Source organism: Catenulispora pinistramenti (assembly GCF_018274385.1).
GTDB lineage: Bacteria > Actinomycetota > Actinomycetes > Streptomycetales > Catenulisporaceae > Catenulispora > Catenulispora pinistramenti.
The window spans coordinates 16,033-37,514 of record NZ_JAAFYZ010000068.1; the positions used below are offsets into that span (position 1 = coordinate 16,033).

Genomic DNA, 21,482 nt, shown 5'->3' on the forward strand with positions numbered 1-21,482 from the left:
GACGAGCCGTTCGGCTCAGCCCCGCCCCGGTTCCACCAGCCCCGACTCGTACGCCAGCACCACGGCCTGCACTCGGTCCCGCAGCCCGAGCTTCATCAGGATCCTGCCGACGTGGGTCTTCGTCGTCTGCTCGGCGATGAACAGCAGATCGCTGATCTCCGCGTTGGACAGCCCGCGGGCGATCAGCCGCAGCACCTCGGCCTCACGCGGGGTCAGCTCAGAAAGGCGGTTCGATACCGCGGGGGGCGGACTCGGGGGGCGTTGGGTGAAGTCCGCGATCAGGCGGCGGGTCACCGAGGGAGCCAGCAGCGCCTCGCCCGCGGCGACCACGCGGACCGCGTGGACGAGTTCGGCGGAGGGTGCGTCCTTCAGGATGAAGCCGCTGGCCCCGGAGCGCAGCGCCTCGTAGACGTATTCGTCGAGGTCGAAGGTGGTCAGGACCAGCACGCGCGGGTTCGCGGCGGCGGAGTTCCCGGCGGCGGGGTTCCCGGCGGCGGTGCGCAGCAGTCGGCGGGTCGCCGCCAGGCCGTCCATGACGGGCATGCGCACGTCCATCAGCACCACGTCCGGCCGCAGCCGCTGCGCTTCACGCACCGCCTCCGCCCCATCCGCGGCCAAGCCGCAGACGCGGATGCCGTCCTGGGCGGCAAGCAGTGCGCCGAAGCCCTCGCGGACCATCGCCTGGTCGTCGGCGATCAGGCAGCTGATCATGAGACGGCTCCGGTCAGCGGCAGCCGGGCCCGGACCGCGAAGCCGCCGTCCGGAGCCGGCCCGGCTCGCAACCAGCCGCCGAGTTGGGCCGCTCGCTCCCGCATCCCGGCCAGACCGTGGCCGCCGCCCTGATCCGGCGGGCGGCCCGCGGCCGGGCCGTTGACCACACTCAGCTCGACTGCCGGCTCCCGCACGTCGACCAGTACCTCGATCGCCGCCCCGGGCGCGTGCCGCCCGGCGTTCGACAGCGCCTCCTGCACGATCCGGTACGCCGCGATCCCCACCCCGGCCGGCACCGCCCGCGTCTGCGGCGGCATCGACAACGCGACGCGGGCACCGGCGCGGCGGGCGGTGTGGACCAGGTCCGGGATGTCGGCGAGCTTCGGCTGTGGCGCGTGCTCGGGCGGGGCGTCGGCGCGTAGCACGCCGAGCAGGCGGCGCATCTCGGTCAGCGCCTCCCGGGCACTCTCGCCGAGCGCCGCGAACTCCCGCGCCACCGGCTCGCTGACCGTGCCCGCCTCAAGGCGGTACGGCGCCGTCTGCGCCTGCACCACGATCATCGACATGTGGTGCGCGACCACGTCGTGCATCTCCCGCGCGATCCGGGCCCGCTCCTCAAGCAGGGCACTGCGATCCCGCAACGTGTCCGCGCGCTGCGTCTGCTCGGCCAGCGCGTGCCGGGCCCGGTGCCAGGCGCCGATGCCCTCGGTCAGCCCACCGAAGCCGAGGACCACGGCCGTGACCACGGCGGCCGGGGCCCAGCGGTCGATCCAGATCCAGGCCGGGATGAGCATGAAGGCCTGCATCGTCCACAGCTGCGCGCGAGGGCGCCGGAGCCCGGCGTTCACAAACACCACCAGCATCACCGTCACCGCGCCCCCGTCCAGGCCGCGGCCTCCGGCGGCGAGCGGGCCGAGCAGCACCGCGAGGTAGCTGATCCGCCAGGCCATGAGCGGGAACCTCGGTGTCAGCGCCAGGGCGGCCACCACCGCGAACAAGACGACCAGCAGGCCCAGCGAGTGCCCGGGCGAGCCGCTGTGCGGGTGAGCGCCGAACGATCTGGCCAGGAGCATGACGCCGCCGAGCGCGGCCGCCGCGAGCAACACCGCAGCCAGTAGCGCGGCCGCGTACGCGGCCTGGGCGGCGCCGGGCGAGCGCCAGGCCGGGGCCGGCTCCCGGCCCACCAGCACCTGGCGTACCGCGCGGCCGACGGCCCTGGTCAACCCCCGTTTCTGCGGCTTCACCCCTCCAGGGTAGGTCGGCCGGCACCGACGCGTAATCCCACCGCGGTCGTCATACCCGGGTAGGGGGTGCCGGCCCGGGTTGGCTCCCGGTGGTGACGCGCCACGCACGGGGCGCTTCCTAGCGTGATCAGCATGATCGATGCACGAGACCTCACCAAGCGGTACGGCGCCACGCTCGCCGTCGACCGCCTCAGCTTCACCGTCCGTCCGGGCGCGGTGACCGGGTTCCTCGGCCCGAACGGGTCCGGCAAGTCCACGACCATGCGGATGGTCATGGGCCTGGACGCCCCCGACGGCGGCCAGGCCCGCATCGGCGGTCGTCCCTACCAGCAGGCGCGCTGGCCGTTGCGGGAGGCGGGTGCGCTGTTGGAGGCGCGCGCCTTCCACCCCGGCCGCACCGGCCGCAGCCACCTGCGGGCGTTGGCCGCCGCGAACGCCGTCCCCCGCTCCCGGGTCGAGGAAGTCCTGGGCATGGTCGGCCTGGAAAGCGCGGCCGACCGCCGCGCGGGCACCTACTCGCTGGGCATGGCCCAGCGCCTCGGCATCGCCGCCGCGCTGATCGGCGATCCGGCGGTGCTGCTCTTCGATGAACCGGTCAACGGCCTGGACCCGGAAGGCGTGCGCTGGATCCGGCAGCTGATGCGGCGACTCGCCGCCGAGGGCCGCACGGTGTTCATGTCCAGCCACCTGATCAGCGAGATGGCGCAGACGGCCGACCGGCTGATCGTCATCGGCGCCGGCCGCCTGCTGGCCGACACCACGGTCGCCGAACTGTCCGCGCGCGCCGGGGGCAACCTGGAGGACGCCTTCTTCGCGCTGACCGCCGACACCGCCCAGTACCGGGCGGCCACCGAAGGAGGATTCTGATGACCGCGACCGCCCTTCAGCAGACCCGGGCGGCCGAGCGCCCGGGCTACCGCCTCCGGCACGCCGCGCGCATGGAGTGGATCAAGCTGCGCAGCCTGCGCTCGACCACCTGGATCCTGGCCGCCGGCCTCGTGGTGACGATCGCCCTGGGCACTGTGGCCGGACTGAACACCAGCGATCCGAAGGGGGACGTGACCAGCAACGTGCTCTCCGGCGTCATCTTCGGGCAGTTGCTGCTCGGTGTGCTCGGGGTGCTGGTAATGAGCAGCGAGTACTCCTCCGGCACGATCCGCGCGACGCTGGCCGCGATCCCGCGCCGGCCGCTCGTGCTGGCCGGCAAGGCCGTCGTGTTCGGGACGGTCGCGCTGGTCGCCGGGGAGGTGGCCACGTTCGGCTCGTTCCTGGCCGGGACCGCCGCGCTGCGCTCATCGGTGCCGCAGCCGTCCCTGTCCGATCCCGCGGTGCTGCGCGCGGTCGTGCTGACCGGTGCGTATCTGGCGCTGATCGCGTTGATCGGCCTCGGGATCGGCGCGATCGTCCGGCACAGCGCGGCGGCGGTCACCACGCTGGTCGGCGGGTTGTTCGTGCTGCCGCTCGTCATCGGCGCCGGCAGCCACACGGTGGGGCAGTTCATGCCCGAGTTGATCGTCGGCAACTCGTTGGCGGCGGTGCGACCGGTGAAGGACTTCGGTATGTCGCCGTGGCTAGAGCTCGGGATCGTGGCGCTTTATGCGGTGGTGCTGCTCGGCGTGGGGCGCGCGCTGCTGGTTCGGCGCGACGCTTGAGGGCCCGCGATCCCTGATGGTGACGGCTCCGCAGAAACCGTGACGGCTCCGCAGAAGCAGGCCGAACAGATCTAGTCCGGCCGGGCATCGGGAAGCTCGACCTGGCTGATGAGCCGCTTGAGCTGAGCGATCTCATCGGCCAGGGCGGCCCGGCCGGTGTCTGTGAGCGCGATCCAGGTGCGTGGGCAGCGGCCCTCGTAGCCCTTCTCGACGCTGATCAGCTCGGCCTTCTCCAGCACGGTGAGGTGCTGGCTGAGGTTGCCCGCGGTGAGGTCGAGGGTGGTGCGCAGGAAGCCGAACTCGACGCGGCGGGCCTGGTGCGCGACCGTGAGGATGCCCAGGCGGACCCGTTGATGGACGACATCGTCGAGCCCTGTTACGGGGTGCGCTTCGGTGGGCGTCGGCGTGGGCGCGGGCCTGTGCGCGGGGGTCGGCGTCCGCTGGTCGGTCATGAGGCGGCGGGTTCGACGGCAGCGGGGGTGCGCGGCATCGCCGGCCGCTGAGCCACCGCGAAGGCGAGTGCACCGAGCAGAAGGAATCCCGCCGGAACCGCGAGTCCCGGCAGCGCCGACCACGGCGAGACAGGACCGGTCCCGCCCGCGGCGACCGTGATCGGCACCAGCTCGATCACCAGGTACGCGACGGTGAACAGCAGCAACGCGAGGTTGCGCTCGATCCACGACAGCACCAGCAGCGGAACCCCGCGGCTCCGCGCACGACGGAGGTAGAAGAACGCCGTCGCGGCGTAGACGAGAACAAGACCGAGCGACCAATACAGCGGCGAGCCCTGCTTGACGCGGACGCACGCGATGCCGGTGGCGGCACCTGGCGGGCACGGGAAGCCATGGGCGCTGTGGGTGAGCCGGTCGACGACGATCCCGCCGGCCAGGAGCAGGCCCAGCAGCAGCAAGGGGAACCACGTGCCGCGTTGCGCGGTGCGGACCCTGCGGGTCAAGTCGCCGAGACCGGCCAGGACTTCCCTGGGGCTGCCAGGCGCGGGTACTGATGCTTCAGCCATGAGGTCAGCTTTGCATTACAAACCAGTTGGAGCAAGAGACTTGTGCGTGAGCCTGTGGGACGGGGCGAAAGTTACTTCCCTTGTGTCCATGTATTTCCCGCTCCGGGCGGTAGCGGTGCTGTCCGCTTCCGTAGCCGATTTCATGCTTTCCTCATCCTTGTGATGGGATGCGGCAGCTTCAGCAAGCCCACCCACTTCACAACGGGGGATCACCACCCATGACCAAGAACCGTCCGACGGCTGTCGCCGCCCTCGTGGCCGCGGCTCTGGCCGCCGGCACCATCGCCGCCGCCCCGGCTCTCGCCGCCGACGGCGGCAGCGGCAGCGCCACCGGCTCCGGTAGCGCTACCAGCAGCACCGCCAGCACCGCCGGCACCGCCGCGAAGAGCGTCCGCATCAGCGGCGCCGACCGCTACGCGACCGCGATCCAGGCCTCGCTCAAGGACTTCCCGACCGCCGGTTCGGCGCACGGCGTGGTCATAGCCCGCGGCGATCTGTACGTGGACGCGCTGGCCGGGACCCCGCTGGCGACCGCGAAGCACGCGGCGCTGCTGCTCACCGACGGCAAGTCGCTGACCGACGGCGTCGGCACCGAGATCCAGCGGGTGCTGGGCTCGGACAGCGCCAAGACCGTCACCATCCTCGGCGGCCCGGACGCGGTCAGCCCGCAGGTCGAGGCGCAACTCAAGGCCCTGGGTCACCAGGTCACGCGGATCGGCGGTACCGACCGCTACGCCACCGCGCTGGACATCGCCGGCACCTCCGGTGCGAAGACCGCGGTGGTCGCCACCGGCACCGACTTCGCCGACGCGCTCGCCGCCGGTCCGCTGGCCGCGTATCAGGGCTCGGCGATCGTGCTGTCCAACGGCTCGACCGTCACCGACGCCGGCACCGCCGCGTTCATCGCGCACGCCGCGCAGGTCACCTCGGTCGGCCAGCCGGCCGTCGACGCCGTGCACAAGCTCAAGGTGAACGACACCGAGCTGGCCGGCGCCGACCGCTACGCCACCGCCGAGGCCGTGGCCACCCAGTCCGCGCTCAAGGACGCCAAGAGCGCCGTGGTCGCCACCGGCGCCGACTTCGCCGACCCGCTGGTCGGCGGCGTGTACGCGGCCTACAACAAGGGCGCGCTGCTGATGACCGACGGCGCCAAGCTGTCGCTGCCGACCGCCCGTGCGCTGCTGGAGATGCCGGGCCTGGGCGGCACGACCATCGTCGGCGGCACCGACGCGGTCAGCCAGGGCGTGCAGAACTCGATCGACACCGTGCTGGCCGGCGCCCCGCAGATCCAGTCCCTGCGCGACTTCCAGGTCCAGGCCCAGAAGCAGGCCAAGACCGACCGCGAGGCGGTCACCATCACGGTGAACATCCTGGCCGATCAGCTCACCGCCGCCGCGGACGCCCTCAGTGCCCTGACGAACGCGGTGAAGCAGAACCCGGACACCCACATCGGCGACCCGCTGCTCAAGCTGGCCGACGCGCTGACGGCGGTGCTGGACGCCAAGGACGACAACGCGCTCTACACCGCGATGCAGAACGTGGACCTGGCGTCCCGCGCACTGGGCGCGGACCCGGACGCCACCCCGGCCGAGCAGGCAGCGGTCAGCGCCTTCACCACCAAGTGGGGCGGCGTCGCGAACGCCTACGCCAACTACCAGAAGGCCGAGGCCACCGCGCACATGTCGGACACCCGCGCCTCCGACGCGCAGCGGGCGATCGACGAGGCGATCGCGAAGCTGATCGGGGCGTAGGACGCCGCTGGTTCGCCTTTAGATTAAAAAACGCCTATTGCCCGGGTTCTGTACAGAACCCGGGCAATAGGCGTTTGCGGCGAAGTGCGCTTCAGCCCGCCATCAAAGTCCGGAACTCCTCCAGGCTGATCGACCCGTCATGGTCGGAGTCGCCGGTGCCGATGCGCTCGGCGGCGTCCTCGACCGTGACGTCCTCGCCGAGTTCGGCGAGCGCCGCCCTCAGCTCCTCGGCCGTGATCTTGCCGTCGCCGTCCAGATCGAAGGTCTGGAAGACCTTCTCCACGTCCTCGGGCGCCTTCCGGTGCTGTCCCACAGCCCCTCCCACCGTCGTAACCAGGGTTGATGTCCGGACACAATATCGTGCGGCGTCAGTGGGTTCAGAACTGTGACCCAGATCACGGCACCCGAGTGGGTGGGCGATACCGTCATTGGAGTGGATCCGTCTTCTTCCACCCCCACTATGGGAGACCATTGATGAGTCATCGCTTCAAGCCCGGCATATCGCGCAGAGCCGCCGGGCTGTGGGCCGCCGGGTGTGCCGTGGCCCTGGCCGCCACCGCCGTCGTCTCGACCGCACAGGAGGCCGGCGCGGCCGCCCCGCCGCATCCGGTGGGGCTTCCGGCCTCGTTCGCCGCGGCCTCGCAGGAGACCGGCGTCCCGCTGAACGTCCTGGAGGCGCTCGCGTATCAGGAGTCCGCGTGGGACGGCCACGGCGGCGCCCCGTCGACCACCGGCGGGTACGGAATCATGCAGCTCACCGACATCTCGCCGGCCACGATCGACGGGCTGGACCCCTCCAGCGCCAAGGCGGCGTCGGTCGAGGCCGATCCGACGCTGTCCACGGCGCGGACCGCGGCGAAGCTGATCGGGTCCGACACCCGGACCGTCGAGAACGACGACGCGACGAACATCCACGCCGGCGCCGCCCTGCTCGCCTCCTACGCCAAGAACCTCAACGGCGGTAAGCTCCCGACCGCCGCCGGCGACTGGTACTCGGCGGTCGCCAAGTACAGCGCCAGCGCCGACGCCGCGACCGCGAAGCAGTTCGCCGACCGGGTGTTCACCACGGTGCGGACCGGCACCGCGACCCCCGCGCTCACGCTGAGCGGCGACCCGGCCGTCACCGTGAACGCCGCCTCCCTGAGCGCGCTGCACCTGGCCGCCCCGGCCCCGGTCAAGAACGCCAAGTCGGCCGACGGCACTCCCCTGCCGGAGTGCCCGTCGGACCTGGACTGCAACTACGTCCCGGCCGCGCTGGCCCTGAACAACCCCTCGGACCTGTCCAGCTACGGCAACTACGACCCGGCGAACCGCCCGGCGCAGTCGCAGATCCGCTACATCGCGATCCACGACACCGAGGGCAGCTACGCCGGCTCGATCGCGGAGTTCCAGAACCCGGCCGTCTACGCCTCGGCGCACTACATCATCCGGTCCTCCGACGGCCAGGTGACGCAGACCGTGCCGACCCAGGACATCGCCTGGGACTCCGGCAACTGGTCGATCTACCAGCACTCGGTCTCGATCGAGCACGAGGGCTGGGCCATCCACGGCGCCTCCTGGTACACCGAGTCGGAATACGAGACCACCGCGGATCTGGTGCGCTACCTGGCCGCCCGCTACAACATCCCGCTGGACCGGCAGCACATCTTCGGCCACGACGAGATCCCCGGCTCCAACGACGCCAACCAGACCTCGCAGCACTGGGATCCGGGACCGTACTGGGACTGGTCGCACTTCATGGACCTGCTCGGCGCCCCGATCGTGCCGTCGTTCAGCGCGGACGGCAACGCGGCGGGCACCCCGAAGCTGGCCGACCCGGCCTTCAACCCGCTGGGCTCGGTGGTGGTCGTGAAGCCGGACTACAAGGGCAACCTGCAGGCCGTCTACGGCTGCACCGTCGCCAACGACCCGACCCCCGGCGCGGTCCCCGGGCAGTGCGGCGAGCAGCCGGCCCAGGCCACGAACTTCGTCGCGCTGCGCACCGCCCCGGACCCGACCGCTCCGCTGCTGTCCGAGCCGTATCTGCACCCTGACGGCTCCGCGGGCACCGACGCCGCCGACGACTGGGGCGACAAGGCGGTGACCGGCGAGAAGTTCGTGGTCGCGGACCGCAAGATCGACGCCGACGGCGTGTGGACCGGTATCTGGTACGGCGGCCGCGAGGCCTGGTTCCAGAGCACCTGGTCGGACTTCTCGGCCTGGCCCTCCACCGCGACGGTGGTCACCCCCAAGGCCGGCCTGACCTCGATCCCGGTCTACGCCACGGCCGCGCCCGAGGCGTCGGCCTACCCGCCGCCGATCGCCGCGGTCGACCTGCGCACGCCGAAGCTGCTGACCAAGTACTCGATCCCGGCGGGCCAGTCGTACGTCACCTCCGGCCCGGCGGTGCACGGCGAGTACTGGTACGCGCGCAACATCGACGGTTCGGCGCCCGATGACCGCACCGAGGTGGTCGGGACGACGATGTTCTACCTGGTGCAGTACAACCACCGGTTCGTGTGGGTGAACGCCGCGGACGTGGACGTCTCGCAGCGCTGACCGGCGCGTTGCGGCAGACCTGCACGTTGCCGTAGACGCAAACAGAAACACGACGCGGCCCGGGAGCGATCGCTCCCGGGCCGCGTCGTGTTTCTGTGCCTCAGGCCTTGGTGATCTGCCCGTTCGCGACCGTGATCGGGATCGCCGCGAGCGGCGTGGGCGCGGGCCCGTTCGCCACCGAACCGTCGGCGATGTGGTACTCGCTGCCGTGGCACGGACAGACGATCAGGCCGTTCTGGACCGTGCCGACGATGCAGCCCATGTGCGTGCACACCGCCGTGAAAGCCTTGTAGGTGCCGGCCGTGGGCTGGGTCAGCACGATCTTCTGGGCGGCGAGGATGGTGCCGCCGCCGACCGGGACCGAGGACGCGGCGGCGAGCGCCGCGCCACCGCCGCCGGAGCCCGACGACGAGGCGGACGTCGAACCGGATGCCGAGTCGCTGCCACTGCCGGACGTCGAGTCGCTGCTCCCGGGCACCGAGCTCGTGGAAGACGACGAGCCGCCGCCCGCAGCGCTGGTGGAGGTGCCGGTCGAGCCGGCCGAAGCGGTGCTGCTCTTGGAGGAGGAACAGCCCGCGCAGACGGCTCCGACCGCCGCGGCGATCCCGAAGAAGGCCCGCCTTCCGGTGCCGTCGGAGTGAGCCGGGCAAGCCGTTTCGTCATCGGTCTGGGTGGCGGCGAGATCAACGGTGGCCATCGTCAGGTCGTCTCCTGTGTCTGAGGTATTGGCAAGTGCTGTAGCGACACGTTGCGGAGACCCGATCGGTTCAACGGGCCCCTCAGAATGATGAGACTTCTACGGGGCACCGTAGGTGAGCGGCATGAACCAGGCGTACCAGCCGGACATCGCGGCGACCACCACCATGGCGACGATCAGGCCCCGGCTCCGGGACCGGGACAGGGTCCGCGCCAGCGGCAGGAGCAGCGGGAAGGCCGGCATGACCTCGCGCGGGACCACAAAGCCCTGGCGATGGCTGCCCAGGATGAGGACGGCCACCGCCGCGGAGTACACGAGCAGCGGCCAGGGCAGCCGCTGGCGGTAGGCCAGGACCAGCAGGAACGGGATGGCGACCATGGTCGCGCAGGAGATCAGGAACACCACCGGCGGGTTGTCGCCGCGGCCGTCGACCAGGGACGCGAAGTTGTCGTATGTGGTGCGGCCGCCGTCGAACCAGTTGCTCCACACATCGTGCTGCATCTTGAAGTAGCCGGTGAGGCGCCCGAAGTGGTGTCCGACGGCCAGGATCCAGGCGAGCATGCCCAGCGGGGCGATAGCGGCACCGACCCAGGGACGCCAGCGGGCTTCGCGGTTCACGCCGGCTTCGCGGTTCGCGCCGGCTTCACCGCTCTCGTGGCCTCCGCGACCGAGAATCGTGAAGAGAGCGGCAAGACAGACCGCGATGATGAGAGCGGAAGCCGTCGGCCGAGTCAGGCCCGCGAAGAAAGTCAGGATGCCGGCGGTGAGCCATGCGCGGCGCAGCAAGGCATACAGCGCCCACGCGGCGAGAGCCGTGAACAGCGCGTCGGCGTAGGCCCAGACCTGAATGACGGCGCTCGGTACCACCGCCCACAGCGCGACGAGGATCAGCGCCGTCCTGGCGTTGGCCACACGCGCGCCGACGTAACGGATGCCCACGGCCGCGGTCGAACCGGCGGCGACGGAGACCAGGACGCCCGCGTAGTTGAAGGTGAGCCCGGTGACTGCCTGGAACCCGCGGACCAGCATCGGAAAGAGCGGGAAGAACGCGTATTCGTTGCTGTGCTTGTAGCCTTCACGCGCTATGTCGAGGTAGAAACCCGAGTCCCAGCCCTGGTGCAGAAACTTGTCGAGCGACTCGCCGCGCGAGTGCAGGATCCACAACACCGCGAGAGCGGCCACGATGTGCAGCCCGGTGTAGACGCCTAAGGTGACCGCGATAACGCGACGGTGCGGCGCGAAGCGTTGACGCCAGGACGGCGGGTCTTCGTGCCCTGCGACCCCGCCGGCCGACGACTCGACCGACTCCAGGTCCCCGCTAGACCGCTGGCCCGGCAGTTTGATGACGGCTGCCACCGTACCCCCCGATTGAACGCTTGATGACCCGGCTGCCACCCCGACCACCCCGTGTCAGCCTCCGACCTCGCACCGTGATCTTCAACGGAGTCCAGGTCAGGGGATCTTACGAGGGTGCCGCAAGGGGATGCAACTGGTGTTCAGTATCCGGGTCGCAGCTCCGAGAACTCCCCGACGAGCTCCGCATCCGAGGCCTGCGGCCGTTCCCGGAGCTTGCCCGCCAACGCCAGCCACCGATCGGGACGGCCGTCGAGCCGGCTCCGGATCAGCTGCGTCATCGGGTCGGTCAGCGGCTGGTCCAGTGCCGCCTCGGTGCGCAGTGGCTCCGCGTAGTACGCCGCGATCGTGTCCAGGACCGGGTGTGCCTCGGCCTCGGCGAGCAGGGGGGCCGCGTCGCCGGTGGCCATCGACTCGCGGACCTGGTCGGCTATGTAGTCCAGGCTTCCGACGCGGTCCAGTTCCAGGGCCCACACCGCCTCGACGCCGGCCACCTCGGCGAGTAGTACGTAAGCGGCTGCCTGGCCCTCTTCCCGGAATACGTCCAGGGTGGCGCGCAGGGCGTCGAGCACCCACGCCGGGTCCTCCGAGGTGCCGCGGATCGCGTTCAGCGCCAGCACGGGGTCCGTGGCCGCGTGGTCGATGATCCAGTCCAGCAGCTTCTGGTCGCGTGGGACGCCGACGAACGCCGCCTTGCCGATCTGCGGACCGACAAGCTCTCGTTCCCGGATCGAGGCCATGACCTCATCGTTTTTCGGCTTCGCCAGCAAGCGCAGCAGGACCGAATCGGGCGTCGCCTCGTTGGCCGCCAGCAACCCGCGCTGCGGGACCGTGCCGTGCTCGACGACGAACTCCACCAGCGCCCGGCACAACGGCAGCCCGCGCGCGGCGGCGGTGATCGACTTCTTCATCCGCTTGGTCACCAGCGCCGCGGTGGCCACGTCCGGCGGCGCCAGCGCGAGCAGGATGTTCGCCGGGGAGAACTCCGTGGGGTTGAACGCGGCGTATTCGACTTTGTTGATCGGCCGCCCCGGCGTCAGATCGCGATCGGCGAGGAACTCCAGGACAGTGCCCCCATGGTAGCCAGCCCAGGCGATCGCCCGGGCCCACCGCTTCACGTCGTCGCCGAGCTGCTCGGTGGCGTGCCGCGCGATGAGCGTGAGCATGTCGTCGCACGCGCGCCGCAGGCCCGGCGCCGCGGCTGCTTCCTCATCGCACAGCGCCAACGCGAACCCGAGCGCGGCGGGCCGGGCGTGCTCCAGCATCTCGGCGGGCGTGATCGTCCCGGTCCGCAGAGCGACCTGGGACGCCTCGTGGAGTTTGCGGAAGCGGTGATGATCAGTGTACTGACGCTGCTCGACGAGTTCACGGAACCGGTCCAAGGAGATCGCGGTGACGTCGTCACTGGCCCGGACCTCGAAGCTCGTGCCGAGCGCGAAGCGTTCGAGCAGGTGACCGAACCGGGGGAAGCCGAGAAGGGCGAAGTCGCTCCCCCGCCTCGCCCACAACGCACGCTGACGCTTCGCCTCACGCCGCCGGCCATGCGTGTCCAGCGTGTGCATGATGCGCGCGGCGTCTGTGCCGGGCAGCTTCTTCGCGTACGGCACGACCGCCAGCACCAGGTCCGGATCGTCGGCCGCGGCCACCTCGGTCAGCAGCCGCGCGGAGGGTCCGGGGCGGGCGACCGCGGCGAGCAGCTGCTGCTTGACGCTGGGCGGGATCACCGCGTGGCCGTCCGGTCCCTTGCGGTCCCGCAGGACCGTCTGTCTGGCCCCACTGACCAGCGCACGGGCGGGGTCGACGTCGAAGAACACGGCGTCGACATCCGGATCGCAGAGCGTCAGCAGCCGGTCCACGGTGTTCACCGACCCCACCCCGCCGACGACGGCAGTCGCGCGGGCCAGCGCGACCCGCGCCGAATTCGGGCCCTCGGTGAGGATGTACTCGCGGACCGGCAGGGCGAGCCGGCCCTGGGCGGCCTCGACGCCGAGCGCCAGATCGCCCTCCGGAAGCGCTGCCAGGACCGCCGGGACGTCTGCCGGGCGCGCTGATCCCAGCAGCGCCAGGAGGCGGACCGGAGCTTCGGCACGGTCCGAGTCGGCCGGATCTGCCCAGCCCGCAGCATCCGGTGAGCCCACCGATTCTGCCGAATCCGATGAGCCCACCGAGTCCGCCGCCGCCGCGGCAACGCTGTCAGAAGCCATCCCGCCCCACCGATCCCTGGTCGCCCGAAGGACCCAAGTTTAGGGATCAGGCGCCGGTTTAGGGATCGGGCCACGACCCGCGCCTCTCGCCCGGCTGACCTCACTCGCGCATCAGGCCCAGCTGACCTCCGGCTTGTACATCTCCAGCCACAGCGCCAGATCCAGCGTGCGTTCCAACTCCCGCCGCGAAGCCTGCATGATGCCCGGCGAGTCATCGGTGACCAGCCGGCGCACGGTGTCCGGCTCGACGAAGTCGAAGACCGGGTGGCCCGGCTCGGCCAGCAGGTCGGCGACCCGGGCGCGCAGCGCGACGACGTAGCGCGGGTCCTGGGTCGACGGGTAGGGGCTCTTGACGCGGTCGTAGACCGAGCGGGGCAGCACATCGCCCGCCGCCTCGCGCAGCAGCGACTTCTCGCGGCCGTCGAAGGACTTGACGGCCCACGGCGCGTTGTAGACGTAGTCCACGAGCCGGTGGTCGCAGAACGGCACCCGCACCTCCAGGCCGACCGCCATGCTGAGCCGGTCCTTGCGGTCGAGCAGGATCCGCACGAACCGGGTCAGGTACAGGTAGCAGACCCGCCGCATCCGGAACTCGAAGTCGCTCTCCCCGGGCAGCCGCTCGACGGCCGCGACCGCCGTGTTGTAGCTGCTCTCGATGTAGTTCTGCAGGTCCAGTGCCTGGTTCAGCTCCGGGCGCAGCAGTCCCATGTCGTCGCCGAAGTTCTCGGCGTAGCGCACCAGCCAGGGGAAGTTGCCGCCGCGCCGGGCGTCCTCGTTGAAGAAGTCCTGGTAGCCGCCGAACACCTCGTCCGCGGACTCGCCGGACAGCGCGACCGTGGAGTGGCTGCGGATCTCCTTGAACAGCAGGTACAGCGAGGTGTCCATGTCGCCGAAGCCGACCGGCTTGTCGTGGGCGCGGATCACGGTGCGCCGGGCGTCCAGGTCGGTCAGCGCCTCGGCGTCCAGCACGATGTCCTGGTGGACGGTGTTGGAGTGTTCGGCGACCGCGTGCACGAACGGGGTGTCGGGGTCGGCGCGCATCGGGTCGGGCACGAAGTTCTTGGCCTGGCCGACGAAGTCGACGGCGAAGCTGCGGATCTTCTCCCCGGTCTGGGCGAGTTCCCGCGCGGACAGCGCGGTGAGCGTGGAGGAGTCCAGGCCGCCGGAGAGCAGGACGCAGCGCGGGACGTCGGCGACCAGCTGCCGGCGCACGATGTCCTCCAGCAGTTCCCTGACATGCGCGATGCTGGTCTCGCGGCTGTCGGGGTGCTCGTGGGTGGACAGCGTCCAGTAGACGTCGGTGCGCACGCCCTCGGGTCCGACCGTGACCACGGTGCCCGGCTGGACCTCGTGCATCCCGTCCCAGAAGGCGTGCCCCGGGGTCTTGACCATCACGAACAGCTCGCGCAGACCGTCCAGGCCGACCGCGCGCCGGGACAGCGGGTTGGCCAGGATCGCCTTGGGCTCGGAGCCGAACAGGACCCCGTCCGGGGTCGGGTAGTAATACAGGGGCTTGATTCCCATGCGGTCGCGGATCAGCCGGAGCTTGCGGTCCCGGCCGTCCCAGATCGCGAACGCGTACATGCCGTTGAGCCGCTCGGCGACGGCCGCCCCCCACTCGACGTAGCCGCGCAGCACCACTTCGGTGTCCGATTCCGTGGTGAAGCGGTGCCCGCGCGAGGCCAGCTCGGCGCGCAGTTCGGTGAAGTTGTACGCCTCGCCGGAGTAGACGATGGCGACCTTGTGCCCGCCGACCTCGACGGTCATCGGCTGCCGCCCGCCGGGCAGGTCGATGATGGCCAGGCGGCGGTGTCCCAGCGCGCCGGGGCCGTCGATGAAGGTGCCCACGTCGTCCGGGCCGCGGCACGCCATCGTCGCTGTCATCTCGTCGAGCACGTGCGCCTCGGCGCGCAGATCGCGCTCGTAGGAGACCCAGCCGGTGATCCCACACATAGTCGTTCCTTTCCGCCTCGCCCGGTTTCCCGCCCCTGATGTCAGGGGTGATCGGCGACGAAGGACCCTTACCCACACAGTGGTTAGCTGGCCTATACAACTAGTCCGAGGGATGGATGTTTGGCGGTAAATCGTCGCCTTGTGGCCGAGATTCGACCCTCAGGGCGATTGCGAAGTGTTCGATGACCACGGACGTCACCGCTGATGTGAGCACTCTGTAACTGGCCCGAAACCGACAGGCGGCGGGCCCCGGAGGGTCCGCCGCCTGTCAGAATCACCAGCCATAGGGCCCGATCGGGCCTTCAGGACCTTGATCAGGCCTTCTGAAGGTTGATCCGTCCCCTGAGCTCAGCCTCCGCTGTAGGTGACGGTGAAGTCACCGTTGCCGTCGTCGGGACCGGTCGAGGCGATCACGTTGCCGCTGCTGTCCGTCATGTCGATGGCCTGGGCGCCGGAACCGGACATCGGCGAGCCGTTGAACGTGGAGCCGCTGAAGTTGACCGAGGAGAAGTCCGGCAGCGGGGTGACGCTGCTCCCGGAGGTGACCGCTTCGGCGATCACCTCGGCGCTGGCGTCGGAGCCGGACGCGCCGACCGTCTGGTTCTCGGTCCAGCCCTGGGTGTTGTCGGTCAGCACCATCTGGTACTGGCCGCCGCCGGTGTCGGTCACGGTCGACGTCAGCGAGTCGCCGGCGGACACCGGGTCGCCGTACTCCTGGATGCTGTTCGCCGGGTACGTCTCCCACCACGCGAACTGCTGCGGCGAGCCGCTGGAGCAGTCCACGCCGGTGCCGTCCTGCTCGACCGTGCTGCTGCCCCAGCCGTCCAGACCGATCCAGAACGCCACGATGCCGCCGGAGTTGCAGGAGACGTCGGGCTCGACCCAGCTGGAGCTGACGCTGGTGTACGACCCGCTGTTGGCGGCGTAGCCGGCCCAGTTGGTGCTGGTCTGGTTGGCGACACCGTGCGCGGAAGCAGGGTGCTGCGAATGCAGCAGATGCGAGAAGTGCCGCAGCTGCTGGGCCGGCAGGCTGACCACGCCGTGCGAGAGGTGGTGCGTGTGCGCGGCCGGCCTCACGTGCCCGGCGGCCGGCTCCGCGGCCTGCGCGCTCCCGATCCCCGTCGCGGCGGCCAACGCCACCGCCGCGAAGAGTCCGAGAAGTCTGAATGAACGCATGGATGCCTCCCTAACTGTGGATGAGCTGGGGGTTCTGGTGCGTCTCACCCCGGCCGGGATGCGGGCCGGGGCTGGTGAAGACCTGTTGGTCTATACCTCCCGGAGTGTGACACCGGGCTTTGGGAGGCGTCCGTAAAGGTGGGGTAAAACCTCTGATTTGCTTGGCCGATACCGGTCTGACATGAATTGGCCAACCGACTCGCCAGTGCGGCGACGGCCTCAGCCCTGCTGTTGCGGCGGACCCCACTGCGGCTGAGACGGACCCCAGGCCGGACCACTGCCCGGACCACCGCCGGGACCCCAGGCCGGACCACCGCCGGGAGGCTGCTGCCACTGCTGCTGCTGCTGCGGCTGGTTCCACGGTCCCGGCGGCGGCTGCAAGCCGTAGGGGGCGGCGACGCGGGCCGGGCCGTGCTGCTTGAAGTAGCCGAGGATCAGCCAGGCCGCGACAGCGGTGACGCCCAGTTCGGTCAGGCCGATGCAGAAGCTGGTGGTCTTCATGTAACCGGTGGCGTTCTCCGCACCGAAGGAGGCGAACAACGCGACCAGGCCGAAGACCCCGGCCAGGACCACGGTGAGCAGCGACACCAGCGCGATGCCCTTGGAGCTGCGCAGCCGCACCTGGACGTGCACCAGCGCGGCCGCACCGACCGGGGCGGCGATCACCACCGGGTTCAACAGCGAGCCGGTCGCGCCGAGCGCCCGGTAGGCGAAGGGGATCGTCGTGCCCTGCGAACCGGTGCGGGTCATGGCACCGATGCCGGTGGCGACGCAGCCGTCGGGGCCGAACAAGAGCGTGATGGTGTTGAACAGGGTGCTGATCATCCCGAACGCGAGCAGCGCGAAGGCCGCGATCTCGCGCAGACGCTGAGCTGTGGCAGGCATGGCCTCTGGTTCCCTGGCGGTGAGTCGGACATGGCGGAACGGATCCGAGGGCTGGACGGCGCAAGTGTGCATACCGGCCGCCCGGCGGTGGTAGCGGAGCCGCCTGGGGGTGGGCATTAGCTAGCCTGAGGCCTGTGGAACTGGACCCGAAACGACTGCTCACCCTGGCCCTGATAGCCGAGCACGGCGGCATCGCCCCGGCCGCGCGGGCGCTCGGGACGACGCCGTCCGCGGTGTCGCAGCAACTGAGCCGGCTGGAGCAGGATCTGGGACTCCCGTTGGTGGATCGGGGCGCGAGCAGTGTGCGGCTGACGGTCGCGGGTCGGCTGTTGGCCGGGTTCGGGGAGCGGGTGGAGCGGGCGCTGGCCGACGCGGCGCACGAACTCGTGGCGTACACGGAGCAGGCGGCCGGGCCGGTGAGCATCGGCCTGCCGCTGGCGGCCGTGCCGGAGGTCGCCGCGACCGCGTTGCCGTGGCTGGCCGAACACCATCCCGGCATCGAGCCGCGCCTGGTCGAGGCCTACACCGACGACGGCCTGCCCGCGCTGCGGGTCGGCGACCTCGACATCCTGTTGGTGGCCGACGACCGGGAGACGGCGATCCCGGTGCCGCCGGGCCTGCATTCGTTCGTGGTCTTCGAGGGGCTGTACCGCATCGTGGTGCCGGCTTCGTGGCCGACTCCGACCAGCCCGGCCGACCTCGACGGCCGTCCCTGGGTGGGCGCCCCGGCCGGCTCGGCCCGGGTGCGGGCGTTCGGCAGGTTCGCCGCGAAGCACGGGATCACGCCGAGCGTCGAGCATCTGGCCGTGCACCAGATGACCACCCGCGCGATGGTGTCCGCACAACTCGGGGCGGCGCTGCTGCCGGAGTACATCGCGGCGACGACCCCGGGCGCGACGTTGTGCGACCTCGAAGTGGCGGGCACCTACCTGGTGCGGATGTTCCGCCGACGGCTGACCGACCGGTCGGTGCCGGCGGTGGAGGCCGCGGCATCAGCCTTCTACGACGCGATGCTGGTGGGTGCCGAGCGGTACAGCGATTCCCCGCAAGCACCACGGCCGGTGCACATCGTCCACCCGCAGGATCCGAGCCAGACGGCCAGCAGTCGGCCGCGGCCTCCGGTCCGCGGCGGTTCCACGAACCCTGATTAGCCCAGGTCCTCCCGGGGCACGGCGAGAGCCCGTCCCGAACCCGGTCGGGCACCAGTAGCGGTCGGGTGGCGAAACCAAGCGGTCTGGACCAATTTCAGCTCAAAGCCTTGACTGGTATGGACCAATTCAGTTCACTCCAAATGCCACCACTCGACATCTTCCCCACAGGAGTGGCTCATGTCCCTTACTCACGCATCAAGACACACTCGCCTGCTCGCGTTGCTGACCGTGCTGGTCGCCGTGCTGGGTCTGGCGCTGATCGCGCTGCCCGCCGCACCGGCCCGGGCCGACACCACGTGTGCGGCGCCGTGGAGTTCCACCGTCGCCTACACCGGCAACCAGGTCGCCTCCTACAACGGCGACAACTGGTCCGCCAAGTGGTGGACGCAGGGCGACATACCCGGCAACAACAGCCAGGACGTCTGGGTCGATCAGGGCGCGTGCACGGCCGGCGGTGGCGGGGGCACCACCGGCGGCTTCGTGGTCAGTGAGGCACAGTTCGACCAGATCTTCCCGAACCGGAACTCCTTCTACACCTACGACGGCCTGGTCGCGGCGCTGAGCGCCTACCCCGGCTTCGCCACCACCGGCAGCACCGCGACGCAGCAGCAGGAAGCCGCGGCGTTCCTGGCCAATGTGGACCACGAGACCGGCGGCCTGGTCTACATCCGCGAGATCGACCAGTCCGGCGACTACTGCGCGAGCGAGTCCTACGGCTGCCCGGCGGGCACGTACTCCTACTACGGCCGCGGACCGCTGCAGATCAGCTGGAACTTCAACTACTACGCGGCCGGCAACGCGCTGGGCATCGACCTGCTCGACAACCCCGACCTGGCCGCCACCGACTCGGCCACCTCGTGGGAGACCGCGCTGTGGTACTGGATGACGCAGAACGGACCCGGCACCATGACCGCGCACGACGCGATGGTCAACGGCGCCGGTTTCGGGCAGACGATCTGGGCCATCAACGGCAGCGTGGAGTGCAACGGCGGGAACACCGGCGAGATGCAGGACCGGGTCAACGACTACGAGAGCATCACCGGGGTGCTCGGTGTGGATCCGGGCGGAAACCTGACCTGCTGACAGGGAACGCCGCCTTGACGGCGGACCCCACCTGCTGACTGTCATAGCGGAACGATTCGCGGCGGCTCCACCGGATACATCGGTGGGGCCGCCGCTATGTATGGGACTCGCGCTCGGCGGCCCGATCCGCTGAAATCAAAGCGCCCGGAAAAACCTTCGCGCACCTTTCAACTTCCTGCCCGTCCGGAGGCTCTACCCAGTGTGCGCGCCGAGTTCTCCGGTGCGCGGGGCGAGGAAAGGAGAGCGGGGTGCCGCCGAATGGCGCTCACCGAGCATGAGGAACAGGCGTTCTGGGAGTTCGTGGCGGGGCGGCGGCAGCAGCTGGTGCGCACCGCGTATCTGCTCACCGGGGACCACGGCCACGCCGAGGACTTCGTCCAGGACGCGCTGATCCGCGCCCACCGCAACTGGCGCCGGATCGAGCGCGCGGACCAGCCGGAGGTGTACGTCCGCCGAATCATCGTCAACTTGGCGAACTCCTGGTGGCGCCGTGCTCTGCGGCACCGTACGCACGTCACGTGGCAGCCGCCGGACCGGCCGGACGAGCACGACGGCCACGCCGCGGTGGACCGGGAGGACGAGCTGTGGCGCGCGCTGGCCACGCTGCCGCCGGGCATGCGCGCCGTGATCGTCCTGCGCTACTACGAAGAACTCACCGAAGCGGAGACCGCGGCGTTGCTGGGCAAGTCGCTCGGCACGGTGAAGAGCCAGGCTTCGCGCGGGCTGGTACGGATGCGCGAGCTGCTGTCCGCGGCCCGGGCCGAGGTGACCGCGCGATGAGTCAGGATGCTGAGGCAGGAAGGCAGGAACCGTCGATGCAGGACCAGGAGCCCGGGGAGCCGGGCGGATTCGGGGACGAGATCTCCCGCATGCTGCACGCCCGGGCGCTGCGGCATCCGGACCACGCCGACCCGATCGGGATGACCAGGAGGCATCTGCGGGCGGCCAAGGGACGTCGGCGGACGGCGCTCGGGGCGACGGCGACGCTGGTGGTAGCCGGCGGGGCGGCGTTCGGCAGCGGCTACGTCGGGCTCTCGCACGACAACGGCACCGGCACCGGCGCGGCCTCGGGTGCGAACGGATCCGCACCGGACTACTCGGCGGCTGCCACCTGCGCGGCGAACGTGAAGGTGCCGGTCGACGTCCCGCGCGGTGCGACCACCACGACCATCGCGCACGCGCTGTTCGAGGCCGGCGTCGTCAAGAGCGAAGACGCCTACATCAACGCCGCGAACCACGACCAGGGCTCGGCCGACATCGGCGCCGGCACCTACGTCGTCTGCCCCGGGATCTCCGGCACCAACGCGGTGCTGGAGCTGCTGAAGAAGTCGAACCTGTCCGACGCCTCGCAGATCATCGTGCAGCCCCACGAGTGGGGCAAGGACGTCATCGCCGGCCTGATCGACAAGCGCAAGTGGAAGCAGGCCGACTTCGACACCGCGATCCAGAACAACACCATCGGCCTGCCGGCCTGGTCGAAGGACTCGCTGACCGGCCAGTTCACGATCGAGGGGATGCTCGAACCGGGTACCTACGCCCTGGTGGCCAGCGACACCCCGCAGTCGGTGCTGACCCAGATGGTGGCGAACCGGATGACGTTCCTGAAGAGCATCGACTTCGAGACCAAGGCCGCCGCGCTGACTTGCGGCACTGCCCACTGCACCCCGGAGCAGGTGCTCACTGTCGGCTCCATCGCAGAGGGCGAAGTCACCGACCCCGACGACGGCCAGAAGGTCGCCGAGGGCGTCTACACCCGCCTGAAGGACAACGACTACCTGGGCATCGACTCGACCGCGCTCTACTGGATCGGGCACCTGCCCAATGGAAAACTCCCGAGCGCGGCGCAGGTCCAGGACCCGAACAACCCGTACTCGACCTACGCCCCGCACCACGGCCTGCCGCCGACACCGGTCTACGACACCTCGGACGACATGATCAAGTCCGCGCTGACGCCGAGCCATCAGGGCACGTATTACTGGTGCGTCACGGCCACGGGTACGGAATTCTTCATGAAGAACCAGACGCCGGCGTTCAAGAACGCCTGCACCGCTAAGTGACGTACGGTA

General features: G+C 70.3%; 19 protein-coding genes. 8 read left to right on the forward strand and 11 right to left on the reverse strand.

Going from position 1 to position 21,482, the window contains the following annotated elements; all coding sequences use genetic code 11:
- Positions 1-15: 15 nt before the first annotated feature.
- On the reverse strand, positions 16-711 hold the full coding sequence (locus tag KGQ19_RS20680) for a response regulator (RefSeq protein WP_212010845.1): 696 nt from the start codon (positions 709-711) through the stop codon (positions 16-18).
- Positions 708-1,955, reverse strand: coding sequence for a sensor histidine kinase (locus KGQ19_RS51970; protein ID WP_212010846.1), 1,248 nt, complete (start codon positions 1,953-1,955; stop codon positions 708-710). The genes KGQ19_RS20680 and KGQ19_RS51970 overlap by 4 nt, the downstream gene beginning before the upstream one ends.
- 132 nt (positions 1,956-2,087) lie before the next feature.
- Between KGQ19_RS51970 and KGQ19_RS20690 the strand changes: the two genes are divergently transcribed.
- Entirely contained in the window at positions 2,088-2,822 is a 735-nt protein-coding gene (locus tag KGQ19_RS20690) for an ABC transporter ATP-binding protein (protein WP_212010847.1), read from the forward strand.
- Positions 2,822-3,607 carry an ABC transporter permease gene (locus KGQ19_RS20695; protein ID WP_212010848.1) on the forward strand — a complete coding sequence of 262 codons (786 nt, stop codon included), beginning with the start codon at positions 2,822-2,824 and terminating at the stop codon, positions 3,605-3,607. Before KGQ19_RS20690 ends, KGQ19_RS20695 begins: the two co-directional genes overlap by 1 nt.
- A gap of 71 nt (positions 3,608-3,678) precedes the next feature.
- On the opposite strand, the gene KGQ19_RS20700 is transcribed toward KGQ19_RS20695, so the two are convergent.
- Both KGQ19_RS20700 and KGQ19_RS20705 read right to left on the reverse strand, forming a co-directional pair.
- Positions 3,679-4,059, reverse strand: coding sequence for a winged helix-turn-helix domain-containing protein (locus KGQ19_RS20700; RefSeq protein WP_212010849.1), 381 nt, complete (start codon positions 4,057-4,059; stop codon positions 3,679-3,681).
- Complete coding sequence (locus KGQ19_RS20705) at positions 4,056-4,625, reverse strand: hypothetical protein (protein WP_212010850.1); 570 nt, start codon at positions 4,623-4,625, stop codon at positions 4,056-4,058. Before KGQ19_RS20705 ends, KGQ19_RS20700 begins: the two co-directional genes overlap by 4 nt.
- 218 nt (positions 4,626-4,843) lie before the next feature.
- On the opposite strand from KGQ19_RS20705, the gene KGQ19_RS20710 reads away from it, so the two are divergent.
- The gene (locus tag KGQ19_RS20710) at positions 4,844-6,376 is read left to right on the forward strand and encodes a cell wall-binding repeat-containing protein (protein ID WP_212010851.1); all 1,533 of its coding nucleotides are present in this window, start codon (positions 4,844-4,846) and stop codon (positions 6,374-6,376) included.
- 91 nt (positions 6,377-6,467) lie between these two features.
- Here KGQ19_RS20710 and KGQ19_RS51975 read toward each other — a convergent pair whose 3' ends face one another.
- Complete coding sequence (locus tag KGQ19_RS51975) at positions 6,468-6,689, reverse strand: EF-hand domain-containing protein (RefSeq protein WP_212010852.1); 222 nt, start codon at positions 6,687-6,689, stop codon at positions 6,468-6,470.
- Between the two features lie 161 nt (positions 6,690-6,850).
- Between KGQ19_RS51975 and KGQ19_RS20720 the strand changes: the two genes are divergently transcribed.
- On the forward strand, positions 6,851-8,914 hold the full coding sequence (locus KGQ19_RS20720) for an N-acetylmuramoyl-L-alanine amidase (RefSeq protein ID WP_212010853.1): 2,064 nt from the start codon (positions 6,851-6,853) through the stop codon (positions 8,912-8,914).
- A 100-nt stretch (positions 8,915-9,014) separates the two neighbouring features.
- Here the strand turns inward: KGQ19_RS20720 and KGQ19_RS20725 are convergent, their stop codons facing one another.
- The 6 genes from KGQ19_RS20725 to KGQ19_RS20750 all read right to left on the reverse strand — a co-directional run bounded on the left by KGQ19_RS20725 (position 9,015) and on the right by KGQ19_RS20750 (position 17,182).
- Positions 9,015-9,611, reverse strand: a complete 597-nt coding sequence (locus tag KGQ19_RS20725; protein ID WP_212010854.1) for a Rieske (2Fe-2S) protein — start codon at positions 9,609-9,611, stop codon at positions 9,015-9,017.
- A 99-nt stretch (positions 9,612-9,710) separates the two neighbouring features.
- Entirely contained in the window at positions 9,711-10,967 is a 1,257-nt protein-coding gene (locus tag KGQ19_RS20730) for a mannosyltransferase family protein (RefSeq protein ID WP_212010855.1), read from the reverse strand.
- Between the two features lie 140 nt (positions 10,968-11,107).
- The gene (locus KGQ19_RS20735; protein ID WP_212010856.1) at positions 11,108-13,168 is read right to left on the reverse strand and encodes a hypothetical protein; all 2,061 of its coding nucleotides are present in this window, start codon (positions 13,166-13,168) and stop codon (positions 11,108-11,110) included.
- A 111-nt stretch (positions 13,169-13,279) separates the two neighbouring features.
- On the reverse strand, positions 13,280-15,121 hold the full coding sequence (gene asnB, locus KGQ19_RS20740) for an asparagine synthase (glutamine-hydrolyzing) (protein WP_212010857.1): 1,842 nt from the start codon (positions 15,119-15,121) through the stop codon (positions 13,280-13,282).
- Positions 15,122-15,469: 348 nt separating this feature from the next.
- Entirely contained in the window at positions 15,470-16,297 is an 828-nt protein-coding gene (locus KGQ19_RS20745) for a G1 family glutamic endopeptidase (protein ID WP_212010858.1), read from the reverse strand.
- Between the two features lie 219 nt (positions 16,298-16,516).
- Positions 16,517-17,182 carry a hypothetical protein gene (locus KGQ19_RS20750; protein WP_212010859.1) on the reverse strand — a complete coding sequence of 222 codons (666 nt, stop codon included), beginning with the start codon at positions 17,180-17,182 and terminating at the stop codon, positions 16,517-16,519.
- 134 nt (positions 17,183-17,316) lie between these two features.
- Between KGQ19_RS20750 and KGQ19_RS20755 the strand changes: the two genes are divergently transcribed.
- The 4 genes from KGQ19_RS20755 (at position 17,317) to KGQ19_RS20770 (ending at position 21,473) form a co-directional block, all read left to right on the forward strand.
- Positions 17,317-18,333, forward strand: a complete 1,017-nt coding sequence (locus tag KGQ19_RS20755) for a LysR family transcriptional regulator (protein ID WP_212010860.1) — start codon at positions 17,317-17,319, stop codon at positions 18,331-18,333.
- 177 nt (positions 18,334-18,510) lie between these two features.
- Positions 18,511-19,416 (forward strand): glycoside hydrolase family 19 protein, encoded by a 906-nt coding sequence (locus tag KGQ19_RS20760; RefSeq protein ID WP_212010861.1) that lies wholly within the window; start codon positions 18,511-18,513, stop codon positions 19,414-19,416.
- A gap of 258 nt (positions 19,417-19,674) precedes the next feature.
- Positions 19,675-20,196 (forward strand): SigE family RNA polymerase sigma factor, encoded by a 522-nt coding sequence (locus KGQ19_RS20765; RefSeq protein ID WP_212010862.1) that lies wholly within the window; start codon positions 19,675-19,677, stop codon positions 20,194-20,196.
- Positions 20,197-20,231: 35 nt separating this feature from the next.
- Positions 20,232-21,473, forward strand: coding sequence for an endolytic transglycosylase MltG (locus tag KGQ19_RS20770; RefSeq protein WP_212010863.1), 1,242 nt, complete (start codon positions 20,232-20,234; stop codon positions 21,471-21,473).
- Positions 21,474-21,482: the final 9 nt, after the last annotated feature.